The organism is Sulfurimonas hydrogeniphila (genome assembly GCF_009068765.1).
Taxonomy (GTDB): domain Bacteria; phylum Campylobacterota; class Campylobacteria; order Campylobacterales; family Sulfurimonadaceae; genus Sulfurimonas; species Sulfurimonas hydrogeniphila.
On record NZ_CP035534.1, the window covers coordinates 327,815 to 346,609 of the forward strand.

Consider the following 18,795-nt stretch of genomic DNA (forward strand, 5'->3'; position numbering starts at 1 on the left):
TTTAAAATCCCGGCATTAAGGCATCTGCTGCCATTGGAAATGCTATCATTGCGATGACTGCCGGTAAGATGAATATAAACATGACCAGCGTAATGCCTATATTCATCGTTGCGGCTTTTTTCTCTATGTTTAGCATTTCCATTGATTTAAGCTCCTGCGCCTGATTCTCAAATATAGATTTGACACCGATTCCTGTTTCCTCGGAAAGTCGCATAAATCCGACAATAGTGGCAATTGCATCACTTCCTGTACGGTTGACAAGATTTGTAAACGCTACATCGCTTGAGTATGTTATAAACTCGTTTTTAAACTTTTTAGACTCACTTAAGAGGTCTGGACCTAAAACACTTGCACCTTCTGTTGTTACTTTGTCTATGGCATTGTTGAGTCCTCCGCCCCCTTCAAGAATGATAATCAGCAAATCTATAAAGATAGGCAAATCATTTTCTATTCTTTTGATTCTTGCCTTTATCTGTTCTTCAACATATATATAGGGCATAAATATTGCTATGGCAACACCTGACACAACTAAAAAAAGCTCAGTTAAAAAACTAAAATCCATAATAAAAATCAGCGATATCAAAGAGATGCCTGCCAAAATACTTGCAAATACTATTTCATTAAACTGTTTGCGTGTAAGTCCCGCTCTTTGAAGCTTTAATTTAAATTCTGCTTTTTTTGCACTGAAATTGTCAGTGATAATTATGTCATCTTCTTTGGCAAAAATAGCGCTTAAAAGTCTCCTGTGCTTATAATGTACATAAGCATACAAAGAGAGGAAAAAAGCGATAATGCCAAGAGAGATGAAAAGAGTAAGGTATGAAAACAGTTCTATCATTTGTGTACCCTTGTCAATACTTTATTGATCATTATGCCGGTAAATACCCAAAGAGCAATACCCAAAAGCTGAAATCTTCCGTATTGGGATTCCATAAAGTACTGATGCAGTTTCCCGTCAAAGTTCCCATTCAGCGAAAAGTATAAAAAGATGGTAATTAAAACAACGACATATGAGCCTACACTGCTTTCTCTTGTAACAACATCTACTTTTTCCTGCATTTTTTCTCTGTAGCTGATCGTTTTTTCAACCTTTTCCAAAGTATTTGAAAACTGTCCGCCGCTCGCGCGCCCTATTTTAATCGCCAAGGCAAAGATACGGAGTTCTTTGGAATGGATAAACTGGTTTAAATTGTTAAAAGCCTCCATCTCTCCGATAGTATTTTTTTCCTGGAAAAATTTTGCAAATATGTCACGAAAAAGCTTGGACCCTGAAACTGAAACTGACTTGCTGAGTGCCTGTTCAAACCCAATACCGTTTTTCATCATTTTTACAAGCACTGAAATTGCAACGGCAAGTGCTTTGTTGAATTTCTTTTTTCTGTTGTCTATAATGGCACGTAAAATCATGTAAAAGATGAACGAACCAAAGGGGATACCTATAAGATATCCGCTCCAGTGGCGTAGAAAAAGTGCAAAGAGAGATCCTGCCAGGAGAGAAAATGCGAAAAAAACAAGAACAAAAATGTAAGGAGAAAAATGAAATCCCGCCTGAAGCATCAGAGCGTTTATTTTGTTTTTCAGCGTGTTTTTGCTTTCTAAATGTTTTTCCCGTAAAATGTCATCTTCATCTACATCCACAAGTGATATGACATGCTTGATGTAATTAATGTGTTTTGTCCGTTTATACTCTGCCAAGAGAATATAGCCAAGTGCAGTAGCACTGCTTGTAATGACAAAGATAAGTAATATGTCTATTTGTAATTCAGTCATTATTTTAGGTTCGGCCATCTTTCTAATATGCTTTTGCTTGAGATATAGGAGGATTGTATAATCTCAGACATATAGTTTGTTTTCCATCCGCACATTCTTTTTGGATGAAACTCCTTAAGTTCGTTTGTAAGCATCTCTTTGCTGACAACATAATCATTGTCAAAGATACGGCTCTCCATCGTGACACCGTTTTGCAGCATTTTTAATATAGCACGCGAAGAACCTGAAATTGCTTTGAAATTTCCGCTTGAATCCATCGGATTGTCACTGTTGGCATTGCGTTGAAATTCAAACAGGTCCAGCATGGAAACGACACCGTTTTCTTCTATGCGTCTTTCAGGTTCAGATATTTTGACGATGCGTCTTGTTCCGTCGGGAAAACGGACGATTTGTATTATCAAATCAACAGCAGAGATAATTTGTGAGCGCACAAAGGTCATATTTGCCGTAGGACGTGCTTCTAGGAACATATTTTCAATTCTTACAATTGCCTCTTTTGTATCATCCGCATGAATTGTTGTCATAGAACCCGGATGTCCCGTGTTCATGGCATTGAGCATCGTGACAATTTCTGGACCTCTGCACTCCCCGACAATGATACGTCGTGGACTTGAACGCAAAGCCGTACGTAACAGGCTCTCAATCGTGATCGCTCCTGCACCCTCTTCGTTTGGCGGACGTGCCTCAAAGGAGCGAATCGCATGGCAGGGCATTTGCGGTTTCATCTCTTTTGTATCTTCTATGGTGAGCAGCTGGTCGCCCTCGTCTATAAAACGGGTAATGGCATTTAAAAAAGTTGTTTTTCCGCTTGATGTACCGCCGGAGACAACAATGTTAAGTTTGCCTCGTATGGCTTTTATGAGAAAATATGCCATTTTCAAATCAATCATATTTGAGTCTATCAAGGTTTCAAAAAGCAGAGGAATCTCGCGAAATTTTCTCACAGTGACATAGGAGCCGGGATTGCCGTCGCTGTCAAGGTTTGCAGAAACAGGCGGTATTTGTATCTCTATACGTGAGCCGTCGGGCAGTTTTGCAGAGGCAATAGGGTGTGACTCGTCGATTTTTCTGTTTGAAGCCATGAGCATTCTGTTAATAAAACGGCGCAAATCTTCTTCATTCCTGAATTTAAACGGTGTTGCTATAGTCTGGCCGTTGTAAATAACATCAATATAATCTTTTGTGTTGACTAAAATATCATTGAGCCCTTGCCCTGCAAGACGCATAATCGTTGAAATCGGACCGTAGTTGAGCAGATTGTCTATAACAAAGTCGGCTATTTCCGTTTTAAGGGCAGGTTTTGGCAAAGTAAACTCAGATATATGTTTGACGACAACTTCCCGTATCATTTTTTCTGTAAGTTTTCCGTTAATATTAAGTTTTTCGACAAAAGCATCATATATAGAACAGGCAAGCTGAAAATACTCTTCATTTCTGTAAATCAGCGGGAAACAAAACTCAGAACAGAGGTTCTCTTCAATATGTACAGTTGAGGCAGTACTCTTGACCTGTACATTCTCTTCAGTGCTATTGTGCCGTTCTTTGATTTTTTCTTTTAGAGCCATCGTTTCACCTTGGACCAGAAAGAGTGTTCGCCTTTGTGGGCATTTTCATACAAAGAAGCATCATGAATAAAAAAGTTTTCTCCAAACTCTTTGAGCTTTAGCATAAAAGGCGAATCCGGGTATTCGTCGCAGACTAGTTGCGCTTCATTCCAGCACTCTCGTAAATGAACAGCATCATTCGGCAAGGCAAAAGCAATTTCAAAGTTGTGTTTTAGGCCTTTTGAGAGTATCTTTCTTGCCTCCTCCTGGGTAACACTTCCAAAAGAGTCGGAACGGTTGGCTATGATGTGTGTTTTGGAATACCATCCGCTTTTGTCAATGATATCTATATATGTTTTTAAAATAGACATGGAAGGAATGGAAAATTCGGTAATGACAAAAATATTGTCTGCGATCTCTTGAATATCTATCTCTAAATCGACATCTTCAAAAACCCCGACATCTATAATGATAAAGTCAAATTTTTCTTTGATAAACATGATAAAGTTTAAAAACATCTGTATGTTTTCAGGTTTTTCCAGCTCTTCTCTGTCTGTATGTTTTTGCAAACCCGGCACAAAATAGAGGTTGTCATTCAGTTTTTCCAAACCGTTTTCAAAGAGTTCCTGCATATCCAGATTTTGCACACTAGATATGTCAACTATGGTTTTTTTAGGCTGCGGATAATTAAAAAACAGGTTAGAAACAGCTTTTGTGTAGGCAAAATCAAGATATAAAACATTTTTGTCTGGATGGTCCTGTGCCAGTGTTTTTGCAAGATTCATAGAAATTGTTGTTGTACCCACTCCACCGCTAATGCCTGTAAATACAGATATGTTACTGTTTCCGCGTCTTTGTTTTATAATGCTTTGCGACTTGATGATGAGGTTTGTGATAAGTCCCGAATCGGCTTCTTCTTCACTGAGATATACATCTACACCGATTTTTCCTGCCAGCAGAGAAAATTTTGTATCATTCTTGCCTATAACGATCATATAAATATTATTGTTAAAATGGATATCTTTAATTTTTTCGATATCTTCAAGATTTTCAACTCTGTAAAGCAGTACCACATCACGGTTTTTGCTAACAGCATAAAAACTGATAAAATCATTGATGGAGTTAAAGTTTTTGACATCGGTAAATTCGTCTTTTAGATCATTATAGCACTCTTTGTCGACCTTTGATACATAGGCTATTATCATTAATGCATTCCTCCGTTTTGACTGTTACTGTTTTGGTTGTTGTTTTGATCATTTCTGTTCTGACTGCCTCGTGAGACTTTAATGATTTCAAACTCTGTTGTTGTTCCTGGAGTTGTTGCGTTAATATCTTCAATGTCTATTTTTTTCAGATGGAGAATAAGTCCTTTGTGTACTTTTTCTTTGTATTCGACAACGCTATAATCATTCTTGTCCAATAGATTGTCAAGTTGCGTATCATAATCGGCTCCATTGGAAGAGTGTCCCGATAAAATACTCACAATATTTGTAAAGGTGTCAATTATTCTTCCAAACAAACCTTTCTTTTGTCTGCCTTGATTGCGCTTACACCAGTCCAGCCAATCTTCAGTAGATACGTGAATAGTATATTCTGTTTGTGTAGAATAATTAAACGGATTGAGATATAAACAATGGTCATGATACGTTTCGGATGTTCTTGAGAGTAGGTTATAATCAGATACAGCCGAATCATCTGCACATCTCTTGCGTGTTTTCCCACCATCCAATGTTGTGTCCGTTGGAATTCCCTGTGTAAATGTCTGATATGATGAACGCCAGCCAAAGATTCCTTTTTCATCTTTTACTGTACAAGACTGTACTTCCGTTCCATAAACACTTTCAATGCCTAAAAGTTTAAAATATTCAAAGCCTTTAACTATGCCGTTTTGTACCTGCATAAAAGTCAAAGGCATATGATTTGTAAAATCAAAGTTTACACTGACAGTTTCTGTGAGTGTTTTTGAGTTCTCTCCAAAGAAAAAGCGAAACATGGATTTTGCCATGAATATCATCGGTTTAAAAACTTCTCCGAGAATACTTACTCTTCCTGTTTGCGGATCAATTTTAGGCTGTACATAATTGGTATTGTCGAGTTTGCTTGCCAGTGTCAGCAGGGTTGTTTCTGTATCCTCTAAAACAGAGTCTGACTGTATGCTGGATTTGTTGGAATTTTCACCCAGCAGACTGGCACCGTTTCCAAAAAAAGGCATCCATTGCGTCATCCCGAAAAAGTTTTGGAATTTACATGTCAGACTGTCCGGATTGAAGGTAAAAAAGATGCCGTCACAGCCTGTTGTATCATTTATCATTAGGGCATTATAATCAAGCAAAGAGGGCTGTTTTGTAGAAAAAGCCTGATTGATACTGTTCGTATCGATAGCAGATTCTTTTTTTATACGGTAGTCTTGTTGCAGACCAAAAATAATGTTTGCCATATATCGGTTTCTGGATTCTATTTCATTTTGCGTTAAAGCATCTACTATTGTTGTATCGTTTTGCGGAGAAAAATAAGTTTTGATCAGTTGTACCATATAACCAAAAAAAGTTCTTGGTTTTTCATTGTTATAATCATTTGTATTGTCATCCTGGTAATATTTGCCGTCTCGAAAAACATCCAAAGCATAAAAAGCATCATCATGGTCAGGATCATAGTTTTGTGCGGAATCAAAAGGAATTCTATATTCACCAGTAGGCAAAATTTGTCCCATGGCATCTTTTTGCAGTTGGGGATTAGTTAAAGTTCCATCATTAATCAAAAACGGTTTTTGCCCTGAACAGCCTTCTTCCGGTAGCCCGCCGTCTTTACATGTAAAGACATTTTCTATTGTAAGTTTTACATTTGCGGCAGTTGCAATATTTGTAAAATTGGACTGGTCCTGTGCGGCATCTGAAAATTTTCCCCAAAAATTGTTGATTTTAAAATTTTGCGTATTGATTTTGACATTCTGGTACATAATCTTGTCACCATAGTCATTTTGCACGTCCTCTTCTTCATACGGTGTCTGCAACGTCACATTTGTTGTTGTCTTTGCCGAGAGTACCAGCGTCAGTACAAACAGACTTACAAGTATGATTTTTCTCATTTTTTCCCCTTTTTTAGTTTTCATCTATGTTGTTTAACACCATAATATTATGAATGTATTGACTCACTTTTTCATTTAACTGCGCATCGGTGAGACTTCTGTTTGCATCATAAAGCTCCTGCTTCTTTTGGCAGGCTGCAATAATTAGACGCTCCTGCGTATGCTGCAAATTTTCCAACTGGTTGACTTTGTGGAGGTTGTCACTCTCACCGCCCATAAACCAGATAAACCAAAACAGCAGCATAATTGCCAGGAACAATGGTACCAGTGCTGCAGAACCTCTTCTCATAATTTTCCTATTGTATAACTCAGTATTGCGGCAATGCTCATAGCCGGAGCAAAGCCATAGCTTTTCTTTTTCAGAGCAGCTAAAATCACAAGATGTATCAGCCCTGAAAATATGATAAAATACCCAACCTGTGACAAACCTACAAAAAGGGCACAAAAGGCACCAAATCGTAAATCACCGCCGCCAAAAGCCATATTTAAAATAACAGGGATGATAAATATGACAAGTACAATTAAGACCGCATATAAATCATACACAGACAGGTCTGCATCCCACCATTTTAAAATAACCAACACTGCAAATGCCGGAAGTATAATTCTGTCCGGAATAACTCTTTTTTTACTGTCAATATAAGAGAGAACAGAAGCAATAACTATAAAATAAACAAATATAATCATCACATTCCCTACACTCTTTTTTGATATTTTTGTGATATTTGAGCTATTGTATGGAAGAGAAGCTTAAATTAATTTGAAGTATGTGAAAAACAATGAATTTTAGTACAAAATAAGAAAAAATAATGATAATTGTTACTTTTCGAAGTAGTTTTTGTTTTTTTAAATATAAGTTTAGATTATGATGTTGATTTTAGAGTTCACTTGCAAATCTGAGGGCATCCATACCGTACTTTTCACGCAGTTTTTGTGTTTTACATGTAAGCGTATACATTTTTCTTTCTTCTTCAAAGCCTAAAAGTGAGAGCTCTTTTTTTGAATCCCTCGTAAAGCTTGAACAGTTGATACTCAAACGAATGACACAAAGACGCTTGTGAATGTCAGCCGCATGAAAAAGAGAAATGCATAAGGCATCAAACTTTTTTTCGGTAAATATTTCTGCCTGAGAGATGTTTTTATGAGATTTTTGATGCATTTCATAGGCAATACCCAAATGAAAAACAGTGGGAATTACCTGAAGTTTTATAATAGCAAAGCTGAGATGTCTGGCAAGAATGTGAACCCGTCTGAGCAGTTCTGCTCTGTCATAGAGCGGATCAAAAGTTCTGGATATTCCGATGGATTTTCTTTGATGGGTCGTTTTAATCTGCGCATCACTTTCTCCGTTGACACGTTTATAGAGCTCTTTTGCATACGGTCCCCATGACTCCAGAGTTCCCCGTCTTTTTCGCAGTTCTCCGAGTGTTTTGATTTGTGCACTGTGCAGTTTGTTTTTCATACTTTTGCCTATGCCTGCGAAATCTTCTACTTTGATGGGGTTGACAAATCCGTCAAATTCGTATTTTGTAATCGTTTTGCATCCAAAAGGTTTGGCATAGCCTGTTGCAAGTTTTGCGATGTAGCGTGTGGATGCGGCACCGATGGAGACAGGAAGCTGGAGCTCTTTTTTGATTTCATGGCGCAAGCTGTCTATAAACTGTGGTATCTCTTCATCATCTATCCATCCGCTTACATCTCCGTAAAATTCGTCAATAGATGCCTGCTCGACAAGCGGAATTTTGCGTGCTAGAAAGTCATGGAGTCTGTGAGAAAGCTCCTGGTACAAAGACATATTTGGTGCTTTGATGATGAGATGCGGACAGAGTTGCAGAGCCTGTCGAATACTCATGGCGGTTTTGATGCCATAGGCACGGGCTTCATAACTTGAAGTTGTGAGAATACCGCGGATACGTCCGTCTTCGTCCTGAAAACTTTTGAGATCATCCCCGTTTTCATAGGCTTTATAAAAAGTCGGTACAAACGAACCGGAATTTTCAAAATTGACTCTCTGGTTTTTTGCGTCTTTGGTAAATATTTTTGTATCGCTTCTTCCGCCGATGGCAACAGGTTTGTGTTCCAAAGAAGGCTCAAGTATACGAGCTGCACTGACAAAAAAGCAGTCAATGTCAATATGGATTTTCATAATTTAATATTAGCAGAGAAAAAAGAAATCTTTTAAAAGTATTGCAAATTGACAAAAATATATTATAATTTCATCAAATTATTTTAATAAGGAAAGCGGATATGGCACAGGTACCCGAAGATATAGGATGTGAAAATAAAGAGTGTATAGCAAAAGACGAGTGTAAAAGACAGGTGATAGCAAAAAACGGTACAGCACGAGAAATCAGAGAATTCGGCGGTACTGCGACAAAAAAATGCGGTAAGTTTTTAGAAAAATAGATGAGATATTTTTTAGCGGTTTTTATACTTCTCCTCTTTGGGGGATGCAGTATAAAAAACTATGCCCACACGGATGCGAAGATTGTCATCATAAAATCTCCAAGACTAAAGTTTTCAGATATAGGCTATATACGGCACAGCAAAGATGCGATAGAGCTGGAACTTTTTGTCGCAGGGCATGTACTTCAGCGTATTCATATAAATCATCTGGTCTGTGTGAATGAGGGATGTATGAGCAAAAGCAGTTTTAATCAAGAGTATTTGTCTGGTGTTTATCCTCCTTCTTTGCTGCAAAACGTAATATTGGGGAAAGAGATATATGACGGTAAAAACAGCTTAAAAAAAGATAATGGGTTTATACAAAATATAAAAACTTCAGATGTAGATATAAAATATAGGGTAAACTCCCGAGAAATTTATTTTAAAGACAAAAAAAACCATATACTCATTAAAATTAAGGAACCAAACTGATGACAGGCCATAAATATGTAGGCGCACATGTAAGTGCAAGCGGCGGTGTGTACAATGCACCGCTTAATGCCAAAGCCATAGGTGCAAAAGCCTTTGCCCTTTTTACAAAAAACCAAAGACAGTGGGTTGCAAAACCTCTTGACAATGAGACGATACAAAAGTTTAAAACTGCCTTAGAAGAGAGCGGAATTTTACCAAAACATGTACTGCCGCATGACAGTTATTTGATAAATCTGGGGCATCCCGAAGCTGATAAACTTGAAAAATCACGCGTGGCTTTTATAGATGAACTGGAGCGCTGTGATGCTTTGGGACTAGACAAACTGAACTTTCACCCCGGCAGCCATTTGGCGAAACTTACCAAAAAACAAAAAGAAGACAAGGTCCTTTTAGAGGAAATCGAAAACAAATGTCTGGACGTGATAGCCGAGTCCATCAATCTGGCACTTGATAAAACAAAAAATGTCAAAGCAGTCATAGAAAATACGGCAGGGCAGGGCAGTAACCTTGGATATAAGTTTGAACATCTGGCATATATCATAGACAAGGTAGAAGACAAATCAAGAATCGGTGTCTGTATAGATACCTGTCATATGTTTACTGCGGGTTATGATATACGCACGCGTGAAGCTTATGAGAGAACATGGAATGCATTTGGCGAGATTGTCGGCTTTGAGTATCTGAGCGGGATGCATCTGAATGATTCAAAACCGCCTTTGGGGAGCAGAGTGGACAGACATCACTCACTGGGCAAGGGTGAAATCGGACTGGATGCGTTTAGATTCATCATGAACGATGAACGTATGGATGATATACCGCTTATCCTGGAAACGATAGATGAAACGATATGGGCTGAGGAGATAGCACTTTTATACTCGTTCCAGCTCTAAGACTAAACTACCGGTTCCGAGAGAATTGGTATTGCATTTGGAACCCGTACTTCAGTGCGGGCTTTGTGTCTTTTATAGATATTTGAGGAAAAATAAGATAGTATTGTCCGCAGAAAATATCAAAAAGAGAAAAAATATGAAAAAAACAGTGTTTATGTCATTGATGGCAAGTTCAATAATAATGGCGGGCGGATATAAAATTCCGGAAACTTCTACAAACTCAGTTGCTCTTGGGGGAGCAAATATTGCCCATACAAAAAATGCCGATGCTGCATATGACAATCCGGCAAATATGGTTTTTATGGATGATGCACAACATGCAGAAGTGGATTTGATGTATGTAGGGTTAAGCTCTACAAACTTTAAGGGAACTTACGCAAAAACACTTACAGGCGCAGAAGAGCTCAATTCGGAAAAACAGACTTTTATTCTTCCTTCACTCCATTATGTCTCTCCAAAACTTGGTCAAAACGGTGTGCGTGTCGGTTTGAGTATCACTGTGCCTGCCGGACTGAGCAGACAATGGGAAGAGGGTTCTGCCAAACTTGTTTCTCAGGAGTTTACATTAAAGATTGTAGAAGTGAGCCCAAGTGTTGCGTATAAAATTACAAACACCCTGGCATTGGCATTTGGTTTTAGAGCGGTGCATACAAGCGGGGTTGTAAAAAGCAGTGAAAGCGCAATTGTCAATGCATCTCCTTTGGCAACATCCTATATCAGCCGTGATCTTGAAGGAAGCTCTTTGGATTTCGGGTATAATCTCGCCCTGGCATACCACCCGACAAAAGCACTGGAACTGGCTGCCACATACCGTTCGAATGTAAATTTGACGGTAGAAGGAAGCGCGAGACTCTCATCAACGGCTGCATTGGGAGGAGCCATTCCTGCAGGTTCATATAACGGTGAGGCAAGTGTGAGTATTCCTCTCCCTGCAACATTGATGCTTGCCGGAGCTTATACATTTGAGAAGACAAAAACAACAGTAGAAGTTGTTTATGAAAAAGCATACTGGTCTGCCTATAAATCTCTTGATTTTGAGTATGACGGATCACTTACAAACCCGGTTTTGATTGCTGCCTTTGATAATCCCAAACCTAAAAACTGGAAAGATACAAACACATTTCGTTTGGGTATTACGCAGGAGTTGGACAAGGTAACTTTACGGGCAGGTGCGATTTATGATGAAACTCCAACGCCGGAGTCTACACTCAATTTTGAATCACCGGGAAGCAATGCATACTCTTTTTCATTTGGCGGACGTTATCAAATAAATGATAGTATGGATATAGGCTTGTCAGCATTGTACTCCATAAAAAAAGACAGAACAATTTCTGGAACGACGAACATAAACGGACTGGACGGTACATTCAGCAACTCTAGAGCGCTGCTTGTTTCAGCCGGTTTAGGGTATAAATTTTAAGGAAATAATTGAAAACACTAGTTAACTTTTTAAACGAAAAAGAGATTGAAAAATCGGAGATATTTATCCATCTAAAATGCAGTATCAATGAAGCAAAGATACTGCAGTATATTGCGCACAGGTATATGAAAGGACAGGATGATGTACTTGTCCTAGATTTGCTGCAGGATTTGTACAAAAGTGAAAACTATGAACATTTGGTACATTTAAGAGAACTGAAAAGTCTGCTTGAACTCGGTTGGCTGCATCAGCAAAGCTTTACTCCTGTAAAAATAGCGGATGTAACACCGCTTGAACTTTTAAACACTGCAGTAGGGCTCACACCTGCTTTTTTAAAACTCTTACAGGACGGCACACTGGATTTGGATTTGCCTGAAGTAAAGCCCTACTCTGACCATCTTGAGTACCTGCAGGATCAGTTTTTTCGGATTGAACTCTATCAGAAAATGAGTGTGATTCGTCAAAATGTACATGAACATTCTCTCGGTATTGACAGACTGCAAAACAAACTCAAACTGCTTGAAAAGCGCATTGAAGAGCGGGTAAAACAGAGCTCTGAAAATCTTGTGTTGGACAAATTTTTCAAACAGAAGAAAATGAGCAACTATGAGCAGGTAATTTTTATTGCACTGCTTCGTGAAGAGTACGGATCGACTGATTCTTCTTTGCGGGAGATGAATACGTTGATAGATTTGATTTCGCTTGATGAGTATGAACGTATTAAAAACCGTTCATTGTTAGAAGAGGGCTCAAACCTTTTAAGCAATGGGATTATAGATTATGAAGAGATGCTCAATCCTTTTGGCGGAATCAGCCGTTCTTTCTATATAGTAGACGATGTCTTACAAAAAATTATTCATCCGCAAAAAACAAAAAAAGTAACACGCTTAAAACTGAATGCTTTGGTAGAAGAACAGGATATTTTTGAACTGGTAGAACCTGAGACTTCTTTGGATGATGTCGTGCTTAATTCCAAAACAAAAGAGACGCTTGAAAACCTGATGAAACAGGTAGATAAAGAAGTTGTGAGCCGCCTTGTAAAATGGGGTATAAAAGATAAAAAAAGTGGTATAGATGCCAGAATAATCTTTTACGGACCGGCAGGGACAGGAAAAACAATGACGGCATACTCTCTGGCAAAATCACTCAAACGCCAGGTTTTGGCCTTTGACTGTTCTAAGATCCTTTCTATGTATGTAGGAGAGAGTGAAAAAAATGTCCGTAAAATCTTTGATACTTTTTATGAATTGAGCGAAAAAACAAAAACAGAACCTATACTGTTACTCAATGAAGCAGACCAGTTCCTGGGTGCAAGAAGCAGCGGTAATATCACAGGCTCGGATCAGATGCACAACCAGATGCAAAATATCTTTTTGGAACAGATTGAAAATTTCAGAGGAATGCTCATAGCAACAACCAACCTGCTTGAAAATATCGATAAAGCCTTTTCCAGAAGATTTAATTATAAAATTGAGTTTAAAAAACCGGACAAAGAACAACGGGTACAGCTTTGGAAGAAAATGTTACCAAAAGAAGCACCTTATGAGGACAACTTCAATGTTGCAGCGCTTGCAGAATATTCTCTTACCGGTGGACAGATTAGTCTCATAATCAAAAACACAGCCTATAAAGTCGCTGTGCGGGAGAATCCGCTCTTTACGCTTGATGACTTTATTGATGAAATCAAGCGTGAAAAAGATGCGAACTTTGACAGTGAGAAATCTATGGGATTTTTAAACAAATAATTTTAAAGCTTCTTTTAAACTAACAAAATATTTACTCGTATCAGTGTTGCGATAAGTGACATTTGGTATGAGTTATCTTCCACAAAACTTTTTTTTAATATTCATTTTGCTATAGTGCAGTAACTGTTTTTTCTAGTAACAAATGAAAATAGGTTTGCAACAAAAACCGTTTTTCATCGTTAGAAAACAAATATAAAAATCAGTTATATTTTTAATAAATATAACTTTTAAAATAAAAGGTAGGTTATATGGAGCATATAGTGACTTCAAATCCGTATTTTGGGGTATTTGTACTTTTTGTTATAACATTTGGTGCGTTTATTACAACGACTGTCGTCGCCCGATTGGCGAGTCGTGCATTGGCACGTAAAGACAGTGAAAAAATCAAACTTTCAGTGTATGAATGTGGACCTGAAATTACTAAGCAGCCAAACAGGGTGTCACCTCAGTTTTATCTGTTTGCATTGCTTTTTTTGCTTTTTGATGTGGAAATAGTATTTATGTTCCCTTGGGCAGTAGATTTTAAAGTGCTTGGTTGGTTCGGTTTTGCTGAAATGATAATGTTTATATTGTTATTGGCAATAGGTTTTGTATATGCATGGAAAAAAGGAGCGCTGGAATGGCACAACATAAAGTAAATTATACACAGGACGGTGGTTTACCGATAGCACTGACAAGCGTGGATAAAATTGTAAACTGGGGACGTTCTAATTCTCTATGGGCACTAACATACGGTCTTGCATGTTGCGGTATTGAAATGATGGCATCAGGTGCTTCACGATTTGACTTTGACCGTTACGGAACAATTTTCCGTGCGAGTCCCCGTCAGGCGGATGTTATGATAGTTGCCGGTACACTTACCAAAAAGCATGCAGAGTTCATCAAACGTCTGTATGACCAGATGACAGAACCGAGATGGGTAATATCAATGGGTTCATGTGCAAATACAGGCGGAATGTTCAATACCTATGCGACAGTGCAGGGATGTGACAGAATTATTCCGGTTGATCTGTATCTTCCCGGTTGCGCACCGCGTCCGGAAACACTGCAGTACGGTGTAATGTTGTTACAAAAGAAAATTCGTGCAAACAAAGCAGGCAATGCACAAAAAGCTAAAAGGTTAATGTAATATGAGAGCGTATAAACCTAAAGACAATGTACAGGCAAAGGCATACTATACAGACAGATTTTATGTAGCGCCGCAGGTACCGAAAACAGCGGTAGAAGAAGATGCGGTTTTTGCTGCAGATTTAGAGGCGATTCAAGCAAAATTTGAAGTGAAAGAGGCCTATATTCAAGTGGAACAAATGGTCGTATACATCAATGCGCATGATATTTACGGTGTGCTTGAATTGATGCGCGATGAGTTGGAATATACACAGCTTTCAGAAATGTCTGCTATTGACTGGCTGGCAAAAGATGATACATTCGAAATTTTTTATCAGATGCTTTCCATGACAAAACGCAAACGTATCCGTGTGAAATATTTCATTAAAAACGGAGAGGCTGTTGACAGTGTTGAAAAGCTTTTCAGAAGTGCTGACTGGAGTGAACGTGAAATGTTTGATATGTTTGGCATTGAAGCGAACAACCATCCGTTTATGAAAAGAATTTTAATGCCGTATGACTGGGAAGGCTACCCTCTTTTAAAAACATATCCTCTTGAAGGGGATGAATTTGCAGCATGGTATGAAGTAGATAAAATCTACGGAAAAGAAGCACGTGACATTATAGGCCCTGAACTTCGCGATACTGCAAGAGTGGACAGATATGATTCTGAGCGTTTTTCCCGTCTTGGACATGAAGTTCCAAAGGGTACAAAAATTACCGGTGACGAGCCGGCAGTTACGCATTCGTATCAGGAAGAAGGCGGCGTTTTCCTCATCAAAAAACTTGATAAAGAGTCATCAGTAGTTATTGATGATCCGCAAAGATAAGGTGGTATAAAATATGGCACAGGTAAAAAACAGATTAACACCGTTTTTTGAAAATATAACATTTGACAGAGATGACAATGAACTGATATTAAACTTTGGTCCACAGCATCCGTCTGCTCACGGGCAATTACGTTTAATGCTGCATCTGCAACAGGAACAGATTGTAAAAGCACATCCTGATATCGGGTATTTGCACCGCGGTATGGAAAAAATGGCTGAAAACATGATTTATAACGAGTTTATGCCGACGACAGACCGCATGGACTATATCGCATCATCTTCAAACAACTACGGATTTGCTCTGGCTGTTGAAAAACTTATCGGGCTTGAAGTCCCTCGCCGTGCAAAAGTTATCCGTATGCTGCTTTTGGAAATCAACCGTCTTATGTCTCACCTTTTCTGGCTGGCGACGACGGCACTTGACATCGGCGCTATGACGGTTTTTCTTTTTGCTTTCCGTGAAAGAGAATACCTGATGGATATTATCGAAGGCTATTGTGGTGCACGTTTGACACATGCAGCAATTCGTATAGGTGGAGTCCCTCTCGATCTGCAGGATGGATTTTTACACCAGCTCAGAGTATTTTTAAACAAATTGCCGCAGAATATCAAAGATTATGAAGACCTTTTGGACTCTAACCGTATTTGGCTGATGAGAATGGAAGAGGTGGGAGTGATTTCTACAGAGATGGCACTTTCATGGGGCTGTACGGGTCCAATGCTCAGAGCTTCTGGTGTTGCATGGGATATTCGTAAAGAAGAGCCGTATGAACTTTATGATGAAGTGGAGTTTGATGTTCCTTTTTCAGACAAAGGTGATAACTTTGCCCGCTACCGTATCTATATGGAAGAGATGCGTCAAAGTGCGAAGATTCTGTATCAATGTATAGAAATGTATGAAAAATGCGAAAAAGACGGTCAGACTGACTTGATGGCACATGCACCGAAGTATATTTCGGCACCGAAAATCGACATAATGACACAAAACTACTCATTAATGCAGCATTTCGTTCTTGTAACACAGGGAATGAGACCGCCGGTCGGTGAAGTGTATGTTCCGACAGAATCACCAAAAGGTGAGCTTGGATTCTACATCAATTCCCAAGGCGGTCCGTATCCGTACAGACTGAAACTGCGTGCGCCGTCATTCTGGCATACAGGAATTTTAACCGATCTTTTACCGGGTCACTACATTCCGGATGTTGTATCAATAATCGGTACAACGAACATAGTTTTCGGGGAGGTTGACAGATAATGAAACGATATGATTTAAGACATTTAAAAGATAATTTTGAACCTCGTATGAAAGAGATTTTAGAAGAAAAACACAAACCGACGGAGACGTTGATATTTCTTTTTGAAATAGGAGATTTTTCTCCGATCCAAAGAAGTGCTGATTTGGTAAAAGAGTGTGGGTATGAACTGTATAACTCATTAAAATTTAACGAAGTCGACTGGACTATCGTAGTGAAAAAATAGGGATTGAATGTGAGCAAAGTATATTTTTCTACTTGGAATGGTGAGCTTGTTAACAATATCGGCAAACCACAAGAAGAGTGGGAAGAGTCAGCTTATAACTTACCGGCACAATATGATGATCACCGTGATTCAAAAGCTTTTATCGGCTGGGACGGTGTTTCGTTGTTTCATGAGGATGTGGATGTTATTCGTTTAGCGATGGAATATGCTGCACAGTATCAAGTATATTCAGAAGCATGCGGAAGATGTGCTCCTGGAAGATGGGGTGGCCGTATTTTATATGACCAGCTTGATAAAATTGCTCGTGGTGAAGGTGAATTGGCTGATTTGGACCACTTAAAAGAGATTGGTAAAAGTATGCAGATAACATCCAAGTGTGAGATTGGGAAAACAGTTCCAAATCCTATTTTGGACTTAATGACGCATTTCGAAGATACATTTCTGGAGTGTATCAATGAAAAGAAAAAATCAAAACATTATGATGAAAAAATCGGCTATATAGCAAAAATAACAGCACCGTGTACGGATGCCTGTCCTGCGCATGTTGATATACCCGGATATATTGAAGGTGTCAGAGACTTGCGTTTTGACGATTCCCTGGAAGCAACACGCCAGACAATGCCGCTTGCACATACCTGTGGACGTGTCTGTCCGCATCCGTGTGAAGATGCCTGTCGAAGAACCAATCTTGATGAGCCTATTTCAATTATGGCACTCAAACGCCTTGGTGCAGACTGGGAAACAGACCATGAATATGAGTTTTTTCACCCGATGGAGAAGAAGCCGCCGATTGACAAAAAAGTTGCTGTTATCGGTGCAGGTCCTGCGGGACTGACGACTGCGTATTATCTTGCTGCAGAAGGCATAAAAGTCGATGTATATGAGGATCTCCCTGTTTTAGGTGGTGAAGTTGCCGTTGGTGTCCCTGAATACCGAATGCCGGTTGACAAATACAATCAGGATATTGAATGTGTTCGCGATATGGGTGTGAACTTTATTACAAATTCGAGAATCGGTGCCGACGATATGCGCAGATTTGAAAAAGAGTATGATGCAACGATGGTGGCCGTAGGGACAAGGATCTCCAAAAAGGTCCGTTGTGAAAATGAAAGACCAGAGATAAAGGGTTACTGGGGCGCTATTGACTTTCTTGACCGTGTGAATCTGTATGAAAAATACGGCATCACCATTCCTAAAGAGGTGCAGGAAGAGAATCTGCTTACTACAGACTATGTGGACCTGACAGGAAAAACCGTGGTCTGCGTGGGCGGCGGATTTACTTCAATGGATGTTGTGCGTTGTGCAATTAGGGCCAATGCCAAAAAAGTCTATATGATTTACCGTCGTGATGAAAAAACGATTATTCGCAATACAACCTATGAAGAGTACCATGAAGCGGTTGAAGAGGGTGTCGAGTTTCTTTTTCACTCCGCTGTAAACAAAATTACGACAGACGAAAATGACATTTTACGAGAACTTCTGATTGACAAGTTTGAGCTTGTTCCGGATCCAAACGGTGGACGTGCACAGCTTGTAAAAATAGAGGGTGAATCCTATACTATTGAAGCAGACTATCTGATTCCTGCTGTTTCTCAGTCGGCTGATTTGGATTTACTGCCTGAAGAGTGGGACATTGAGATGACTTCATGGGCGACTATTAAGACAAACGGCAAAGACTATATGACATCACGCAAAGGTATTTTTGCCGCAGGTGACTGTGAATACGGTCCTATGACGATTGTCAATGCGGTCGGTCAAGCCAAACGTGCGGCTTCTGTTATGGCCCGATATGTACAGACCGGTGAAGTGAGCTTGACTGATGATGAGATTATGGAAGATCATCTTGTTAAACTGAAAGTTTATGATAAAAAAGAGAAAGTTACCGGCTGGTTGCCGGGTCTTCCTCGTGAGCACTCTTCTGTTTTGGATGTTGAAGTGAGAAAGCATAATAATGCGGAAGTAAATCTTGGTTTCACACAGGAACAGGCTTTAAGTGAAGCTGAGAGATGTATGCGTTGTTATTATATAGCAATGGTACAGGCATAAGG

19 protein-coding genes are annotated in these 18,795 nt (G+C 39.2%); 11 read left to right on the plus strand and 8 right to left on the minus strand.

What is annotated here, in order from left to right; translation table 11 throughout:
• Position 1: 1 nt before the first annotated feature.
• The 8 genes from ETP70_RS01665 to ETP70_RS01700 all read right to left on the minus strand — a co-directional run bounded on the left by ETP70_RS01665 (position 2) and on the right by ETP70_RS01700 (position 8,545).
• A complete protein-coding gene (locus ETP70_RS01665) occupies positions 2–838 on the minus strand; it encodes a type II secretion system F family protein (protein ID WP_151899539.1) in 837 nt (278 codons plus the stop codon).
• Complete coding sequence (locus ETP70_RS01670; RefSeq protein WP_151899540.1) at positions 835–1,770, minus strand: type II secretion system F family protein; 936 nt, start codon at positions 1,768–1,770, stop codon at positions 835–837. Before ETP70_RS01670 ends, ETP70_RS01665 begins: the two co-directional genes overlap by 4 nt.
• Complete coding sequence (locus tag ETP70_RS01675; protein ID WP_151899541.1) at positions 1,770–3,335, minus strand: TadA family conjugal transfer-associated ATPase; 1,566 nt, start codon at positions 3,333–3,335, stop codon at positions 1,770–1,772. The genes ETP70_RS01670 and ETP70_RS01675 overlap by 1 nt, the downstream gene beginning before the upstream one ends.
• A complete protein-coding gene (locus ETP70_RS01680; RefSeq protein ID WP_151899542.1) occupies positions 3,326–4,519 on the minus strand; it encodes a CpaE/TadZ family protein in 1,194 nt (397 codons plus the stop codon). The genes ETP70_RS01675 and ETP70_RS01680 overlap by 10 nt, the downstream gene beginning before the upstream one ends.
• Positions 4,519–6,423: a hypothetical protein gene (locus ETP70_RS01685; protein ID WP_188110024.1), complete on the minus strand. Its 1,905-nt coding sequence runs from the start codon at positions 6,421–6,423 to the stop codon at positions 4,519–4,521. The genes ETP70_RS01680 and ETP70_RS01685 overlap by 1 nt, the downstream gene beginning before the upstream one ends.
• Positions 6,413–6,688 (minus strand): hypothetical protein, encoded by a 276-nt coding sequence (locus tag ETP70_RS01690; RefSeq protein ID WP_151899544.1) that lies wholly within the window; start codon positions 6,686–6,688, stop codon positions 6,413–6,415. The genes ETP70_RS01685 and ETP70_RS01690 overlap by 11 nt, the downstream gene beginning before the upstream one ends.
• Positions 6,685–7,086, minus strand: coding sequence for a prepilin peptidase (locus tag ETP70_RS01695; protein ID WP_151899545.1), 402 nt, complete (start codon positions 7,084–7,086; stop codon positions 6,685–6,687). The genes ETP70_RS01690 and ETP70_RS01695 overlap by 4 nt, the downstream gene beginning before the upstream one ends.
• Before the next feature lie 190 nt (positions 7,087–7,276).
• Positions 7,277–8,545, minus strand: a complete 1,269-nt coding sequence (locus tag ETP70_RS01700; protein WP_151899546.1) for a Y-family DNA polymerase — start codon at positions 8,543–8,545, stop codon at positions 7,277–7,279.
• Positions 8,546–8,646: 101 nt separating this feature from the next.
• Between ETP70_RS01700 and ETP70_RS12355 the strand changes: the two genes are divergently transcribed.
• The 11 genes from ETP70_RS12355 (at position 8,647) to ETP70_RS01750 (ending at position 18,793) form a co-directional block, all read left to right on the plus strand.
• Positions 8,647–8,805: a hypothetical protein gene (locus tag ETP70_RS12355; protein ID WP_188110025.1), complete on the plus strand. Its 159-nt coding sequence runs from the start codon at positions 8,647–8,649 to the stop codon at positions 8,803–8,805.
• A complete protein-coding gene (locus ETP70_RS01705; protein WP_151899547.1) occupies positions 8,806–9,276 on the plus strand; it encodes a hypothetical protein in 471 nt (156 codons plus the stop codon). It begins immediately after the preceding gene.
• A complete protein-coding gene (gene nfo / locus ETP70_RS01710) occupies positions 9,276–10,166 on the plus strand; it encodes a deoxyribonuclease IV (RefSeq protein ID WP_151899548.1) in 891 nt (296 codons plus the stop codon). The genes ETP70_RS01705 and nfo overlap by 1 nt, the downstream gene beginning before the upstream one ends.
• A gap of 136 nt (positions 10,167–10,302) precedes the next feature.
• Positions 10,303–11,586, plus strand: coding sequence for an OmpP1/FadL family transporter (locus tag ETP70_RS01715; protein WP_151899549.1), 1,284 nt, complete (start codon positions 10,303–10,305; stop codon positions 11,584–11,586).
• 8 nt (positions 11,587–11,594) lie between these two features.
• Positions 11,595–13,331 (plus strand): ATP-binding protein, encoded by a 1,737-nt coding sequence (locus ETP70_RS01720; protein WP_151899550.1) that lies wholly within the window; start codon positions 11,595–11,597, stop codon positions 13,329–13,331.
• A gap of 248 nt (positions 13,332–13,579) precedes the next feature.
• The gene (locus ETP70_RS01725) at positions 13,580–13,969 is read left to right on the plus strand and encodes an NAD(P)H-quinone oxidoreductase subunit 3 (RefSeq protein ID WP_151899551.1); all 390 of its coding nucleotides are present in this window, start codon (positions 13,580–13,582) and stop codon (positions 13,967–13,969) included.
• Positions 13,951–14,460 (plus strand): NuoB/complex I 20 kDa subunit family protein, encoded by a 510-nt coding sequence (locus tag ETP70_RS01730; protein WP_151899552.1) that lies wholly within the window; start codon positions 13,951–13,953, stop codon positions 14,458–14,460. Before ETP70_RS01725 ends, ETP70_RS01730 begins: the two co-directional genes overlap by 19 nt.
• Position 14,461: 1 nt before the next feature.
• Entirely contained in the window at positions 14,462–15,268 is an 807-nt protein-coding gene (locus ETP70_RS01735) for an NADH-quinone oxidoreductase subunit C (RefSeq protein WP_151899553.1), read from the plus strand.
• A 13-nt stretch (positions 15,269–15,281) separates the two neighbouring features.
• Positions 15,282–16,523, plus strand: coding sequence for an NADH dehydrogenase (quinone) subunit D (nuoD, locus tag ETP70_RS01740; protein ID WP_151899554.1), 1,242 nt, complete (start codon positions 15,282–15,284; stop codon positions 16,521–16,523).
• Positions 16,523–16,747: an NADH-ubiquinone oxidoreductase subunit E family protein gene (locus ETP70_RS01745; protein WP_151899555.1), complete on the plus strand. Its 225-nt coding sequence runs from the start codon at positions 16,523–16,525 to the stop codon at positions 16,745–16,747. The genes nuoD and ETP70_RS01745 overlap by 1 nt, the downstream gene beginning before the upstream one ends.
• 9 nt (positions 16,748–16,756) lie before the next feature.
• Positions 16,757–18,793 carry an FAD-dependent oxidoreductase gene (locus ETP70_RS01750; RefSeq protein WP_151899556.1) on the plus strand — a complete coding sequence of 679 codons (2,037 nt, stop codon included), beginning with the start codon at positions 16,757–16,759 and terminating at the stop codon, positions 18,791–18,793.
• Positions 18,794–18,795: the final 2 nt, after the last annotated feature.

Excerpts from the sequence above, each read along its gene's own strand:
- ETP70_RS01665 (WP_151899539.1), bottom strand. The coding sequence starts at position 838 with ATGATAGAACTGTTTTCATACCTTACTCTTTTCATCTCTCTTGGCATT.
- ETP70_RS01670 (WP_151899540.1), bottom strand. The coding sequence starts at position 1,770 with ATGACTGAATTACAAATAGACATATTACTTATCTTTGTCATTACAAGC.
- ETP70_RS01675 (WP_151899541.1), bottom strand. The coding sequence starts at position 3,335 with ATGGCTCTAAAAGAAAAAATCAAAGAACGGCACAATAGCACTGAAGAG.
- ETP70_RS01680 (WP_151899542.1), bottom strand. The coding sequence starts at position 4,519 with ATGATAATAGCCTATGTATCAAAGGTCGACAAAGAGTGCTATAATGAT.
- ETP70_RS01685 (WP_188110024.1), bottom strand. The coding sequence starts at position 6,423 with ATGAAAACTAAAAAAGGGGAAAAAATGAGAAAAATCATACTTGTAAGT.
- ETP70_RS01690 (WP_151899544.1), bottom strand. The coding sequence starts at position 6,688 with ATGAGAAGAGGTTCTGCAGCACTGGTACCATTGTTCCTGGCAATTATG.
- ETP70_RS01695 (WP_151899545.1), bottom strand. The coding sequence starts at position 7,086 with ATGATTATATTTGTTTATTTTATAGTTATTGCTTCTGTTCTCTCTTAT.
- ETP70_RS01700 (WP_151899546.1), bottom strand. The coding sequence starts at position 8,545 with ATGAAAATCCATATTGACATTGACTGCTTTTTTGTCAGTGCAGCTCGT.
- ETP70_RS12355 (WP_188110025.1), top strand. The coding sequence starts at position 8,647 with ATGGCACAGGTACCCGAAGATATAGGATGTGAAAATAAAGAGTGTATA.
- ETP70_RS01705 (WP_151899547.1), top strand. The coding sequence starts at position 8,806 with ATGAGATATTTTTTAGCGGTTTTTATACTTCTCCTCTTTGGGGGATGC.
- nfo (WP_151899548.1), top strand. The coding sequence starts at position 9,276 with ATGACAGGCCATAAATATGTAGGCGCACATGTAAGTGCAAGCGGCGGT.
- ETP70_RS01715 (WP_151899549.1), top strand. The coding sequence starts at position 10,303 with ATGAAAAAAACAGTGTTTATGTCATTGATGGCAAGTTCAATAATAATG.
- ETP70_RS01725 (WP_151899551.1), top strand. The coding sequence starts at position 13,580 with ATGGAGCATATAGTGACTTCAAATCCGTATTTTGGGGTATTTGTACTT.
- ETP70_RS01730 (WP_151899552.1), top strand. The coding sequence starts at position 13,951 with ATGGCACAACATAAAGTAAATTATACACAGGACGGTGGTTTACCGATA.
- ETP70_RS01735 (WP_151899553.1), top strand. The coding sequence starts at position 14,462 with ATGAGAGCGTATAAACCTAAAGACAATGTACAGGCAAAGGCATACTAT.
- nuoD (WP_151899554.1), top strand. The coding sequence starts at position 15,282 with ATGGCACAGGTAAAAAACAGATTAACACCGTTTTTTGAAAATATAACA.
- ETP70_RS01745 (WP_151899555.1), top strand. The coding sequence starts at position 16,523 with ATGAAACGATATGATTTAAGACATTTAAAAGATAATTTTGAACCTCGT.